This is a genomic window from Pseudomonas sp. MONT-RG-20F-20-E-7-02, assembly GCF_022662395.1.
Classification (GTDB): domain Bacteria; phylum Pseudomonadota; class Gammaproteobacteria; order Pseudomonadales; family Pseudomonadaceae; genus Aquipseudomonas.
The window spans coordinates 429,719-442,030 of sequence record NZ_JAKNQN010000003.1 but is presented as its reverse complement, the minus strand read 5'-3'; the positions used below and the strand labels follow the sequence as shown (position 1 = coordinate 442,030).

Sequence of the window (12,312 nt, the reverse complement as noted above, 5' to 3'; positions counted from 1 at the left end):
CCCACAGTTGTTTGGTGTAAAGGCTACTGGCGGGCCAGGCGCAGGTTCTGGAACTGCACAGCCTCAGTGCTGCGATACGGGTTGATATCCAACCCACCCCGGCGCACATACCGCGCATACACGGTCAATTTCTCAGGCTTGAGCAAACGTTGCAGGTCAAGAAAGATCCGCTCTACACACTGCTCATGGAAGTCCGAGTGCTGGCGAAAGCTCACCAGGTATTCCAGCAGGCTGGCGTGATCCAGCGCCGAACCACGGTACTCCACGGCCACGCTGCCCCAATCCGGCTGGCTGGTGACCGGGCAGTTGGATTTGAGCAGGTGGCTGTGCACGCTCTCCTCAACAATGCGCGAGTCATCGCAGCGCAGCAGTTCCGGGCGCGGGTGTTCGTAGTTGCTGACGCTGATGTCCAGGTCGTCAATGCACACGCCCGGCAGGGCCTGCACACCTTCGGCCTCAACCTCGGCGAGGCTGCGGATGCGCACGCTCACCGGCTTGCCGGCGGCGGCACTGAGGTCGGTGCGCAACGTCGCTTCCAGGCTTGCCGTGTCGGCAAACGCGGTCTGGTTCAGCGAGTTGAGGTAGAGCTTGAAGGACTTGGACTCGATGATGTTCGGCGAGTCGGCCGGGATGCTGAACTCACCGATGGCCACCACTGGCTTGCCCGACGGCAGCAGCCAGGACAGTTCGAAGCAGTTCCAGAAATCCACACCCTGGTAAGGCAGGGTTTCGGCGCTCAGGCCCAGTTCGGCCCACTTGGCGGCGCGAGGGATCGGGAACAGCAACGATGGCGTGTAGGTGGAGATGTATTCACTGGACTTGCCCAGCGGCGAATGTTCGGCTGCGGGATGCATGGCGGAAACCTGGCTAAATAAACCGCGCCAGTCTACCAGCCTTTGCCCCCGCCCTTAAGAATCGCCTCACTCAATGGTCAGCTTGCCGACCATGCCCGCCTGATAATGCCCCGGAATATTGCAGGCAAACTCAAGGCCCGTGGCCTTGGCGAAGGTCCAGGTCAGCTCGGCAGTCTTGCCGGGCTCGACCAATACGCTGTTGGGGTCATCATGCTTCATCGCGCCATGGCCCATGGCGCTGTGGTCCATGTTGCCCATGCCGGTTGCGGTGAGCATGCCGCTGGCCTGCATCTTGAGCATTTCTTTCTGGTGTTCAGCGTGCATCGCCGCATCGCCCAGGTTGAATTCATGCAGCAACTGTCCCTTGTTGACCAGTACAAAGCGCACCGTCTCACCGGCCTTTACGTCCAACGACTTGGGCGAAAAGGAAATGTCCTGCAGTACCACTTCCACGGTACGCGTGGCTTTATCAGCCGCTGCCGGCTGGCCGAAGGCGAACGTGTGGGCCGCATCAGCCAGCGCATCAAAGCTCAGCGCCAACAGGCAACCCGCCAATATCAGAGGTGTACGCAACGCCATCTCGATTCTCCAAAAGTCTGTGAACAGCTTGGCCAGCACTCTAAGATGGCGCCGCTGCCAGCCAGCTGACTGCTAGATTACAACTTTGTCAGGTCGCGCCCCTGCCCTGGCACCCACGGTATAAAGCCTGTTGCTCCCCGCTGCCAAGAGTCGCCCATGAAACTGCTGATCGTCGAAGACCAACCGAAAACCGGCCATTACCTGCGCCAGGGCTTGACCGAGGCGGGCTTTACCACCGAACTGGTGGCCGACGGCACCACCGGGCAGCACTTGGCGCTGACCGGTGATTACGACCTGCTGATTCTCGACGTGATGCTGCCCGGCCGCGACGGCTGGCAGATCCTGCAAGCCGTGCGCAGCGCCGGCCTCGACATCCCGGTGCTGTTCCTGACTGCCCGCGATGCTGTGGAAGACCGTGTACACGGCCTGGAGCTGGGCGCCGATGATTACCTGGTCAAGCCCTTCGCCTTTTCCGAACTGTTGGCCCGGGTGCGCAGCCTGTTGCGCCGTGGCAGCAGCACACCGCAAGAAACCGCGCTGCAACTGGCCGACCTGCGCCTGGACCTGATCCGCCGCCGCGTCGAACGCGACGGCCAGCGCATCGACCTCACCGCCAAGGAGTTTTCCCTGCTCGAACTGCTGCTGCGCCGCCAGGGCGAGGTGCTGCCCAAGTCGCTGATCGCCTCACAAGTGTGGGACATGAACTTCGACAGTGACACCAACATCATCGAAGTGGCGATCCGCCGTTTGCGCCTCAAAGTCGACGACAACTTCCCCAACAAACTGATCCACACCGTGCGCGGCATGGGTTATGTGCTGGAGGAACGCCTGAATTGATCAAGCGCCTGTCCCTGGCCAGCCGTCTGGCGCTATTGTTTGCCGCGTGTACGGCAGTGGTTTCGCTGCTTGCCGGGGTGCTGTTCAACCATGCCAGCGAGGCGCACTTTATCGAGCTGGACCAGCAGCAACTCGACGGCCAACTGATGGCGCTGCGCAGCACGTTGCAGGGTGTCGACTCGCCGCAACTGTTCGCGCAACGTGAAGCGCAACTGCGCGCCGAGCTCATTCGCCAACCCGAATTGGCGCTGCGCATCACCGCCAACAGCCAGCGCTGGTTTGACGCTGCGCCGGGCATCAACCTGCCCGAAGCGCCGGGCCTGCACAGCCTGCAAAACGCCGGCACCGACTACCGCGTGTACAACGCGCCGTTGGTCGAAGGCCAACCCGACTCGCCCCAGCTGACGCTGATGCTCGACATCACCCATCACCAACATTTCCTGCAACGCATGCAGCATTTGATCTGGCTGACCGTCGGCCTCTCGGCCCTGGCCACCGCGCTGCTCGGCGCCTGGGCGGCGCGCAGTGGTTTGCGGCCGTTGCGGCGCATGGGTGAAGTGGCCGCCAGCGTGTCGGCGCATTCCCTGACTCAACGCCTGCCCCAGCAGCACATGCCGGTGGAACTGGCCGAACTGGCCCAGGCCTTCAACGCCATGCTCGGGCGCCTGGACGACGCGTTCCAGCGTCTCTCGGCCTTCTCCGCCGACATTGCCCACGAACTGCGCACGCCGCTGTCGAACCTGCTGACCCACACTCAGGTGATCCTCACCCAGCCGCGCCCGCTGGAGGATTACCGCGAGGCGCTGCACAGCAACCTCGAAGAGCTGCAATGGATGGCGCAGTTGGTGAACGACATGTTGTACCTGGCCAAGGCCGACCACGGTTTGCTGATGCCTAAGCGCGAAGCCTTGGCGCTGGAAAATGATGTGGACGCGCTGCTGGAGTTCTTCACCTTGCTGGCGGAAGACGCCCAGGTCAGCCTGGTGCGCGAGGGCACGGCGCTTACCACGGGCGATCGCGGCATGTTGCGCCGGGCGCTGTCGAATTTGCTCGATAATGCGCTGAGGTTTACCCCCCCAGGAGGTGAAGTGCGGGTGCGACTGGAAGACGGTGTGAAACTTTCAGTGGAAAACACCGGGGAAGGTATCCCGGCGGCGTTGCTACCCCGGCTGTTTGATCGGTTCTACCGGGCCGACCCGGCGCGCCGAGAAGGCAGCAGCGAGCATGCGGGGCTGGGGTTGGCGATTACCCAGTCGATTGTGCGGGCGCATGGAGGAAGGATTTATTGTGAGTCTGGGGCGGGCTGGACCCGGTTTGTGATTGAGTTACCCGCCTGATCGCTGATCGTCCCCACGCTCCGCGTGGGAATGCAGCCCGTGACGCTCCGCGTCACCAAAAGCGGACGCAAAGCGTCCAGTGAGGCGTTCCCACGCAGAGCGTGGGAACGATCAAAGGGAGCTTGATGCAAGCTGGGCCGGCCCTATCGCGGGCAAGCCCGCTCCCACATTTTGATCTGTGAACACATTCAAATGTGGGAGCTGGCTTGCCTGCGATAGCGGTCTCAGACCTTACGAATACCTGAGGGCATGCGCCGGCTCAATCTTCGCCGCCCGATACGCCGGGTAGATCGTCGCCAAAAAGCTCAACACAAACCCGGCCGTGCAAATCAGCAGCACATCGCCGCCCTGCAGTTCCGAAGGCAGGTTGCTGACGAAATACACGTCCGAACTGAAGATATGCTGCCCGCTCACGCGCTCCAGCCAGCCCACCAGTTCACTCACGTTCAGCGCCGCGATCACGCCCAGCACGCCGCCGATCAGGGTGCCAACAACGCCGATTACCGTGCCCTGCACCATGAAGATCGCCATGATCTGCCGCGGCGTAGCGCCGATAGTGCGCAGGATCGCGATGTCAGCGCCCTTGTCGTTCACCACCATGATCAAGGTGGCGATGATGTTGAACGCGGCGACGGCGACGATCATCAGCAACAGCAGGCCGATCATGGTCTTTTCCATCTTCATCGCGCTGAACAGGCTGCCCTGGGTGTGGGTCCAGTCGTCCGGCTTGTAGGCCGTGCCCAGGCTGGCGGCGATATCCGCCGAGACCTTGGGCGCTGCGTACAGGTCTTTCACCGCCAGGCGCACGCTTTGCACTTGGTTCGGCTGCCAATGCTGTATTTCAGCGGCGTCGGCCATGTTGATCAGGGCCATGGAGCCATCCAGCTCGGCGCCAACCTTGAAGATACCGACCACGTTCAAACGCTGCATGCGTGGGGTGATGCCGCCCGGTGCGCTGCTGATTTCCGGCACGATCAGGGTCAGCTTGTCGCCCACGTTCAGGCGGAAACGCCGTGCGGTGATGTCGCCGATGACCACGCCGAATTCGCCGGCTTTCAGGTCTTCCAGTTTGCCGCGTACGATGTGCTGGGCCACGATCGAGACCTTGCCTTCCTGGGACGGGTCAACGCCACTGATTTCGATCGGCTGCATCGCGCCCTTGTAGGAGAACATGCCGTCCATCTGCGTGAACGGCACTGCAGCGGTGACTTGCGGGTTCTTCATCGCCGCAGCGGCCACGGGCTGCCAGTCGTCAATCGGGTTCACGCCGACGATGGTGGCGTGAGGCACCATGCCGAGGATGCGCGAGCTCATCTCACGCTGAAAGCCGTTCATCACCGACAGCACCACGATCATAGCCAACACGCCCAGGGCGAGGCCGATCATCGAGGTCATCGAGATAAACGAAACAAAACGGTTGCGGCGCTTGGCGCGGGTATAGCGCGTGCCGATGAAAATCGATAACGGTCTGAACATTCGCGGGCACCGTTTAAAAAAATGAAAAAGCCCAGCGCCAGGCGCCGGGCTTGAAACGGGTCAGATGGCGACCAAGTGACCTTCCTGCAGGTGCAACACACGGTCCATCTGGCGGGCCATGCTCATGTCATGGGTGACCACCAGGAACGCGGTGCGCATCTGGGTGCTCAGTTCCAGCATCAAGTCCTTGATGCCCTGGGCGGTGTGGGAGTCGAGGTTGCCGGTGGGCTCGTCGAGCATCACCAGGCCTGGGTTGTTGACCAGGGCACGGGCGATGGCCACACGCTGGCGCTCGCCGCCGGACAGTTCGGCCGGTTTGTGCTCCAGGCGATGGCCGAGGCCGACGCGTTCCAGCAACGCCTTGGCACGCTGGCGCGCTTCCGGGATCGCGGTTTTGCCGATCAGCAGCGGCATGCACACGTTTTCCAGCGCGGTGAATTCCGGCAGCAAGTGGTGGAACTGGTACACAAAGCCCAGCGAGCGGTTACGCAGTTGGCCACGTGCCTTCTCACCGAGGGCCGAAAGCTCTTCACCGGCCAGCCACACGCTGCCCTGGGACGGCGTATCCAGGCCGCCCAACAGGTTGAGCAAGGTACTTTTGCCGGAACCGGAACTGCCGACGATCGCCACGCGCTCGCCGGGATGAAGTTCAAGCTGCAGGTTGGACAGCACCACCACGGATTCCGGGCCTTCCTCGTAGGATTTGCCCAGGTTGCGGCAGCTCAAGATTGCTTTTTCACTCATGCCCGATTCACTCATAACGTAAGGCCTGTGCTGGCTGGGTACGTGCCGCGCGCCAGGCTGGATACAGGGTGGCAAGGAAACTCAGGAGCAACGCAGCGCCGCCCACCATCAACACGTCCTGGGCCTGAACCTGGGACGGCAAGTAGTCGATGAAGTAGACGTCGGCGTTGAGAAATTTGTGGCCGATGACTTTTTCCAGCGCGGCAATGGCGGCGCTGACATTCAGCGCGGCGAGAATGCCGACCGCGGTGCCGATCAAGGTGCCGACCACGCCGATCACGGTGCCCTGCACCATGAAGATCGCCATGATCTGCCCCGGCGTGGCGCCCAGGGTACGCAGGATGGCGATATCGCCCTTCTTGTCGTTCACCACCATCACCAGCGTGGAAATGATGTTGAAGGCGGCGACGGCGACAATCAGCAGCAACAGCAGGCCGATCATGGCTTTTTCCATGCGGATGGCCTGGTAGAGGTTGCCGTGGGTGCGGGTCCAGTCGCGGGCGTAGTACTGCGATTCACCCAGGTGCTGGGCGATTTCCCACGCGGTACGCGGTGCGTCAAACAGGTCGCTGAACTTGAGGCGCAGGCCCTGCACCTGATCCGGCTTCCAGCGATGCAGGCGGGCCAGGTCGGTGAGGTTGGTCAGGCCGAGGTAGCCGTCGATCTCGCCGGCGCCGACATGGAAGGTGCCGACCACGGTAAAGCGCTTCATGCGCGGGAACATGCCGGCCGGGGTCACGGTGACTTCCGGCGCGACGAAGGTCAGCTTGTCGCCGACGCCCACGCCGAGCTTGGCCGCAGCCTTGTCGCCGATCACGATGCCGAAGCTGCCGGGCGCCAGATCGTCGAGTTTGCCCTGCAGCATGAACTTGTCGATGATCGAGACGTTGCGTTCCTGGGCCGGGTCGATGCCATTGAGCAGGATTTTCTGCACCTTGCCGTCGTTGGTCAGCAGCCCCTGCATCTGGGTAAACGGCGCAACGGCCACCACCTTGGGGTTCTGCTTGACCTTGTCGGCCAGGCTAGGCCAGTCGCTGATGGGCGAATCGCCCTCGATGGTCGCGTGGGGCACCATGCCCAGCACGCGGGTGCGCATCTCATGATCGAAGCCATTCATCACCGACAGCACCACGATCATCACGACCACGCCCAAGGCGAGCCCGATAATCGAGGTCAAGGAAATGAACGACACAAAATGATTGCGACGCTTTGCACGGGTATAACGCGTGCCGATAAATACGAAGAGAGGTCTGAACATGTCGGGGCTTGTTCGGAGGAAAAGAAGACGTCCCGGTGGCGGGGTCAGGTAAGCAGCTTTACACTCAGACCATTACCGCTACTTTGGGTTCGCCATGTCGACATTAGATGAAGAAGAACGCCGCGAATACTACCGTATCGACGACATGATCGCACTTCAAATCAGCACCCTCTCCGCCCCCGAAGCGGCGAGCAAGGAAGTGTTGCTGGATGATTCGCCGCTATTCAATCTACTCAGCGAATTGCACCTCAGCGAATTCGAAGCCCAGCACCTGCTGCGCCAGATCAACGAGAAGGATCGCAGCCTGGCCGCCTTCCTCAAAGTCCAGAACAAACGCGTGGACCTGCTCAGCCAGATCATGGCGCGCGGCCTGCTCGATGAGGTGGGTGCGCCGCAGCCGGTAATCCTGTCCGAAGGCGGTATCGACTTCCAGCACCCAACGCCGCTGGCGCCCGACACACACCTGGCAGTCAAGCTGGTATTGATGCCCCAGGCGCTCGGCTTGCTGCTGCGTGCCCGCGTGACGCATTGCGATGCCAAGGGCGACGGCTTTGATGTGGGCACGGAATTCGAGTCCATGACCGATGCCCAGCGCCAATTGCTGGCGCGCTACATCCTGCAGAAACAAGCCCAGGAACGACGCCTGGCGCGGGAACAGAGCGACGCCCAAGACACCTGAATTTCGTATGACCCCGCCGGGCTATCTGGCGCAAAGGAGCAACTGTGACCCTGATTTACGGCCACCGCGGTGCCAAAGGCGAAGCACCGGAAAACACCCTGACCAGCTTCCAGGAATGCCTCAAGCACGGCGTACGCCGCTGCGAACTGGATTTGCACCTGTCGATGGACGGCGAGTTGATGGTGATCCACGACCCGACCCTGAAACGCACCACCGACCGGCGCGGCAAAGTCGTCGAATACTCGGCGGCCGACCTGGTGAAGATGGACGCACGCAAAGGCGGCCCAGGTTGGGTACAGCCATGCCCGATCCCACGCCTGGAAGAGCTGTTCGAAAAATGCGATTTCGACCACTGGCAACTGGAAGTCAAAAGCGCTTCGCGCACCCGCGCCGCGACGACCGTACTGGCAATTCGTGAAATGGCTGTGCGTCATGGCCTGATGGACAAGGTCACCGTGACCTCAAGTTCGCGGGAAGTCTTGAAAGCGGCGGTGGAACTCACCCCGGACCTGTCACGCGGCCTGGTTGCCGAATACGCCTGGCTCGACCCGCTGAAGGTCGCGCAGAACTACGGCTGTGAATACCTGGCATTGAACTGGACGCTGTGCACCCCCGAGCGTCTGGAAAAAGCCCAGCGCCAGGGTTTGCACGTGTCCGTGTGGACAGTCAACGAACCCGCGCTGATGCGCAGGCTCGCCGACTTCGGCGTAGATAGCCTGATTACAGACTTTCCCGGTTTGGCCACTGCCACCCTCGAGAATTACTGAAATCGGTCTCCCCGGCCGGCTCAGGCCACCGGCCGGAGCCGCTCAAAAAAGCCGGTTGAGGCCGTCGTAGGCCGCGACCCGATAGGCTTCGGCCATGGTCGGGTAGTTGAACGTGGTGTTCACAAAATACTTGAGGGTATTTTGCTCGCCCGGCTGGTTCATGATCGCCTGGCCGATGTGCACGATCTCCGAGGCCTGGTAGCCGAAGCAATGCACGCCGAGGACTTCCAGGGTCTCGCGGTGGAACAGAATCTTCAGCATGCCTTGCGGCTCACCGGCGATCTGCGCACGCGCCATGCTCTTGAAGAACGCCTTGCCGACTTCGTAAGGCACCTTGGCCTTGGTCAGTTCGTGCTCGTTCTTGCCGATCGAGCTGATCTCCGGAATCGTGTAGATGCCGGTCGGCACGTCGTTCACATAACGCCAGCTGCCGTTGTCGACAATGCTGCCTGCCGCCGAACGGCCCTGGTCATGCGCGGCACTGGCCAGGCTTGGCCAGCCGATCACGTCACCGGCGCCGTAGATGTTGGTCACGCAGGTGCGGTAGTTCTCGTCGACTTCGATCTGGCCACGGCTGTTGACCTTGACGCCGATGTTTTCCATGCCCAGCTTGTCGGTGTTGCCGGTACGGCCGTTGCACCACAGCAAGGCGTCGGCCTTGATCTTCTTGCCGGACTTGAGGTGCAGGATCACACCGTTGTCCAGGCCTTCGACGCGCTCGTACTCTTCATTGTGGCGCACGGTGATGTTGTTGTTGCTGAAGTGGTAGCTCAACGCCTGGGAAATTTCCGAGTCGAGGAAGCTCAGCAACTGGTCACGGTTATCCACCAGCTCCACCAATACACCCAGGCCGCTGAAGATCGAGGCGTATTCACAGCCGATCACGCCGGCGCCGTAGATGATCAGTTTGCGCGGGGTGTGGCCCAGGCTCAGGATGGTGTCGCTATCGTAGATACGCGGGTGGTGGAAATCGATATCCGCCGGGCGATACGGGCGCGAACCGGTGGCGATGATGATGTGCTTGGCCACCAGCTTCTCGACCACGCCGTTGGCGCAGACCACTTCGACGGTTTGCTCGTCGGCGAAGCTGCCGGTGCCGAAGAACAGGTCGACGCGGTTACGGGCGTAGTAGCCGGTACGCGAGGCGACTTGCTTGGAGATAACTTTTTCGGCGCTTTTCAACACGTCCGGGAACGAGAACCAGCGCGGCTCACCAATGGCCCGGAACATCGGGTTGGTGTTGAACTGCATGATCTGGCGCACCGAGTGACGCAAGGCCTTGGACGGGATGGTCCCCAGGTGGGTGCAGTTACCGCCGACTTGGCGACGGCTATCGACCATCGCCACCTTGCGCCCCGCTTTGGCGGCGTTCATCGCCGCACCTTCTCCAGCCGGGCCGGAACCCAGTACCACCACGTCGTAGTTGTAGACAGCCATGCGTACTCCTCAGAACAGGCCAGGCGTACGGTTGGACGCCTGGCTAAATCATGCCGCGGCCAGCGGGCATGAAGGACAATTTGGCTCAAGTGTGTGAGCCGGGGCACAGTCTATATAAGGCTCAACGCCGCGAACATTAACCCTTGGTCGCGTCGTAGGCCAGTCTTGCCTTTACTACAGAAGCAGGAAACTGGCATTACACTACTGACACGCACCTTTGCAGGACGAGCCATTATGCGGCATGTGGTTTTCTGTTTAATGATGATTTTTTCCGTTGCGGTGCTGGCCAGTGAGGCTGATCGGCTCAAGCAGGCCGGTTTCCCCGCGCAGTCTCATCAACTGGTGCTGAAAAACCAGGCGGTGCTGGTCTATCTCTGGGCCGATGTGTATGCCGCCGCGCTGTACGCACCGGCTGACATGCGCGCGAAACAGGCGTGGGACCAGCAGAAGGATTTGCGCCTGTCGCTGTATTACTTTCGCGACATCGACCGTAGCGATGTGATCAAGGCCGCCACCACCGCCCTGGAGCGCCAGCAAACCAGCGCCGCCCTCGCCCGCTTGAAGCCGGAACTGGATCGGCTGCATGCCAGTTTCCGCGATATCCGCAGCGGCGATCGCTATGCCCTCGACGTTCGCCCTGGGCGCGGCTTGAACCTGGAGATCAACGACAAGGTGGTGTTCAGCAGCCGCGATGAGGAATTGGCGAAAGCCTATCTCGGTATCTGGCTGGCGCCGAAGGGCTTGTCCGATAGCTTGCGCAACTCCCTCCTTAAATGATCAACACAAAATCCTGTGGGAGCTGGCTTGCCTGCTCCCACATTGGATTTTCATCGTTCTCAGCACCTGCGCATTTAGTCAGCTAGCTATCAGTTCCTATTGCGGGTAGTGGCCAATACACATATGGTTACAAAAGCGCAGCAAGGACGAGTGATGACCAGGGATCACTAATAAGATAGCCAAAATGAGTGAATGACATGTCCACTTCTACGGGCAAAGGCAGGGCGATTTTTCGCGTTGTCAGCGGTAACTTCCTCGAGATGTTCGACTTCATGGTCTATGGCTTCTACGCCACGGCCATCGCCAAAACCTTCTTTCCCACCGACAGTGCCTTTGCTTCCTTGATGCTGTCCCTGGCGACCTTCGGCGCCGGCTTCCTGATGCGTCCACTGGGCGCGATTTTCCTCGGTGCCTACATCGACCGTCATGGCCGTAAGAAAGGCCTGGTCATCACCCTCGCCTTGATGGCTGCCGGCACGGTCTTGATCGCCTGCGTGCCCGGTTACGCGACCTTGGGCGTCGCGGCGCCGCTGCTGGTGCTTTTGGGTCGTCTGTTGCAAGGTTTCTCCGCGGGCGTCGAGCTTGGCGGCGTGTCGGTGTACCTGGCGGAAATCGCCACGCCCGGCCGCAAGGGCTTCTTCGTCAGTTGGCAGTCCGCCAGCCAACAGGCCGCCGTGGTGTTCGCCGGTTTGCTCGGCGTGGGCCTGAACCACTGGCTCAGCCCGGAAGAAATGGGTGACTGGGGCTGGCGCGTGCCGTTCCTGATCGGTTGCCTGATCGTGCCGGTGATCTTCGTGATTCGCCGCTCGCTCGAAGAAACCCCTGAGTTCCAGGCGCGTAAACATCGCCCTACCCTGCAGGAAATCGTACGCTCGATCGGTCAGAACTTCGGCATCGTCATCGCCGGCATGGCGCTGGTGGTGATGACCACCGTGTCCTTCTACCTGATCACCGCCTACACCCCGACCTTCGGCAAAGCCGAACTGCACCTGTCCGACTTCGACGCGCTGCTGGTGACCGTGTGCGTAGGCATCTCCAACTTCATCTGGCTGCCGGTGATGGGCGCGGTGTCCGACAAGATCGGGCGTAAACCGCTACTGCTCGGTGCGACGATTCTGGCGATTCTTACCGCGTATCCGGCGTTGTCGTGGCTGGTGGCGAACCCGAGCTTCAGCCATTTGCTGATGGTGCTGTTGTGGCTGTCGTTCCTCTACGGCTCGTACAACGGCGCGATGGTGGTGGCGCTCACCGAGATCATGCCGGTGGAAGTGCGTACTACCGGTTTCTCACTGGCCTACAGCCTGGCGACGGCGACGTTTGGCGGGTTTACGCCGGCGGCCTGTACCTATCTGATTCATGTGCTGGATAACAAGGCGGCGCCGGGCATTTGGCTCAGCGGGGCGGCGATTCTGGGGTTGATTGCTACTTTGGTGCTGTTCAAGGGCAATCGGCATGAACTGCGCACGGCGCAGGCCTCAGTGGTTGGGGGTGCCTTATAGATTGCTATCGCAGGCAAGCCAGCTCCCACATTTGACTGTATTCACACATCAAAACTGTGGGAGCCGGG

12 protein-coding genes are annotated in these 12,312 nt (G+C 61.2%); 6 read left to right on the top strand and 6 right to left on the bottom strand.

The window, feature by feature from the left end; genetic code table 11:
• Positions 1-23: 23 nt before the first annotated feature.
• Together queF and L8I05_RS11115 are read right to left on the bottom strand one after the other, a co-directional pair.
• Positions 24-854 carry an NADPH-dependent 7-cyano-7-deazaguanine reductase QueF gene (gene queF, locus L8I05_RS11120; protein WP_159954923.1) on the bottom strand — a complete coding sequence of 277 codons (831 nt, stop codon included), beginning with the start codon at positions 852-854 and terminating at the stop codon, positions 24-26.
• 66 nt (positions 855-920) lie between these two features.
• Complete coding sequence (locus tag L8I05_RS11115; RefSeq protein ID WP_242168923.1) at positions 921-1,433, bottom strand: cupredoxin family protein; 513 nt, start codon at positions 1,431-1,433, stop codon at positions 921-923.
• Positions 1,434-1,589: 156 nt separating this feature from the next.
• Here L8I05_RS11115 and L8I05_RS11110 point away from each other — a divergent pair, with 156 nt between their 5' ends.
• The gene (locus L8I05_RS11110; protein ID WP_159954921.1) at positions 1,590-2,270 is read left to right on the top strand and encodes a heavy metal response regulator transcription factor; all 681 of its coding nucleotides are present in this window, start codon (positions 1,590-1,592) and stop codon (positions 2,268-2,270) included.
• Entirely contained in the window at positions 2,267-3,607 is a 1,341-nt protein-coding gene (locus tag L8I05_RS11105) for a heavy metal sensor histidine kinase (RefSeq protein WP_242168920.1), read from the top strand. The genes L8I05_RS11110 and L8I05_RS11105 overlap by 4 nt, the downstream gene beginning before the upstream one ends.
• A 231-nt stretch (positions 3,608-3,838) precedes the next feature.
• Here the strand turns inward: L8I05_RS11105 and L8I05_RS11100 are convergent, their stop codons facing one another.
• The 3 genes from L8I05_RS11100 to L8I05_RS11090 are packed head-to-tail and all read right to left on the bottom strand — an operon-like array spanning position 3,839 to position 7,085.
• Entirely contained in the window at positions 3,839-5,083 is a 1,245-nt protein-coding gene (locus tag L8I05_RS11100) for a lipoprotein-releasing ABC transporter permease subunit (RefSeq protein ID WP_242168918.1), read from the bottom strand.
• Between the two features lie 60 nt (positions 5,084-5,143).
• Entirely contained in the window at positions 5,144-5,827 is a 684-nt protein-coding gene (lolD, locus tag L8I05_RS11095) for a lipoprotein-releasing ABC transporter ATP-binding protein LolD (RefSeq protein WP_017477213.1), read from the bottom strand.
• 7 nt (positions 5,828-5,834) lie between these two features.
• Positions 5,835-7,085 (bottom strand): lipoprotein-releasing ABC transporter permease subunit, encoded by a 1,251-nt coding sequence (locus L8I05_RS11090; RefSeq protein ID WP_159954918.1) that lies wholly within the window; start codon positions 7,083-7,085, stop codon positions 5,835-5,837.
• A gap of 94 nt (positions 7,086-7,179) precedes the next feature.
• Here L8I05_RS11090 and L8I05_RS11085 point away from each other — a divergent pair, with 94 nt between their 5' ends.
• Entirely contained in the window at positions 7,180-7,764 is a 585-nt protein-coding gene (locus tag L8I05_RS11085) for a PilZ domain-containing protein (RefSeq protein WP_159954917.1), read from the top strand.
• 44 nt (positions 7,765-7,808) lie between these two features.
• The gene (locus tag L8I05_RS11080) at positions 7,809-8,531 is read left to right on the top strand and encodes a glycerophosphodiester phosphodiesterase family protein (RefSeq protein ID WP_159954916.1); all 723 of its coding nucleotides are present in this window, start codon (positions 7,809-7,811) and stop codon (positions 8,529-8,531) included.
• Positions 8,532-8,573: 42 nt separating this feature from the next.
• On the opposite strand, the gene sthA is transcribed toward L8I05_RS11080, so the two are convergent.
• A complete protein-coding gene (sthA, locus tag L8I05_RS11075) occupies positions 8,574-9,968 on the bottom strand; it encodes a Si-specific NAD(P)(+) transhydrogenase (RefSeq protein WP_005786183.1) in 1,395 nt (464 codons plus the stop codon).
• Between the two features lie 234 nt (positions 9,969-10,202).
• On the opposite strand from sthA, the gene L8I05_RS11070 reads away from it, so the two are divergent.
• Together L8I05_RS11070 and L8I05_RS11065 are read left to right on the top strand one after the other, a co-directional pair.
• Positions 10,203-10,745 carry a chalcone isomerase family protein gene (locus L8I05_RS11070; protein WP_242168915.1) on the top strand — a complete coding sequence of 181 codons (543 nt, stop codon included), beginning with the start codon at positions 10,203-10,205 and terminating at the stop codon, positions 10,743-10,745.
• 197 nt (positions 10,746-10,942) lie between these two features.
• Entirely contained in the window at positions 10,943-12,244 is a 1,302-nt protein-coding gene (locus tag L8I05_RS11065; RefSeq protein ID WP_242168913.1) for an MFS transporter, read from the top strand.
• Positions 12,245-12,312 lie beyond the last annotated feature (68 nt).

Bases quoted from the DNA above. Each gene is read 5' to 3' on its own strand.
- queF (WP_159954923.1), bottom strand. From the start codon at position 854: ATGCATCCCGCAGCCGAACATTCGCCGCTGGGCAAGTCCAGTGAATAC.
- L8I05_RS11115 (WP_242168923.1), bottom strand. From the start codon at position 1,433: ATGGCGTTGCGTACACCTCTGATATTGGCGGGTTGCCTGTTGGCGCTG.
- L8I05_RS11110 (WP_159954921.1), top strand. From the start codon at position 1,590: ATGAAACTGCTGATCGTCGAAGACCAACCGAAAACCGGCCATTACCTG.
- L8I05_RS11100 (WP_242168918.1), bottom strand. From the start codon at position 5,083: ATGTTCAGACCGTTATCGATTTTCATCGGCACGCGCTATACCCGCGCC.
- lolD (WP_017477213.1), bottom strand. From the start codon at position 5,827: ATGAGTGAAAAAGCAATCTTGAGCTGCCGCAACCTGGGCAAATCCTAC.
- L8I05_RS11090 (WP_159954918.1), bottom strand. From the start codon at position 7,085: ATGTTCAGACCTCTCTTCGTATTTATCGGCACGCGTTATACCCGTGCA.
- L8I05_RS11085 (WP_159954917.1), top strand. From the start codon at position 7,180: ATGTCGACATTAGATGAAGAAGAACGCCGCGAATACTACCGTATCGAC.
- sthA (WP_005786183.1), bottom strand. From the start codon at position 9,968: ATGGCTGTCTACAACTACGACGTGGTGGTACTGGGTTCCGGCCCGGCT.
- L8I05_RS11070 (WP_242168915.1), top strand. From the start codon at position 10,203: ATGCGGCATGTGGTTTTCTGTTTAATGATGATTTTTTCCGTTGCGGTG.
- L8I05_RS11065 (WP_242168913.1), top strand. From the start codon at position 10,943: ATGTCCACTTCTACGGGCAAAGGCAGGGCGATTTTTCGCGTTGTCAGC.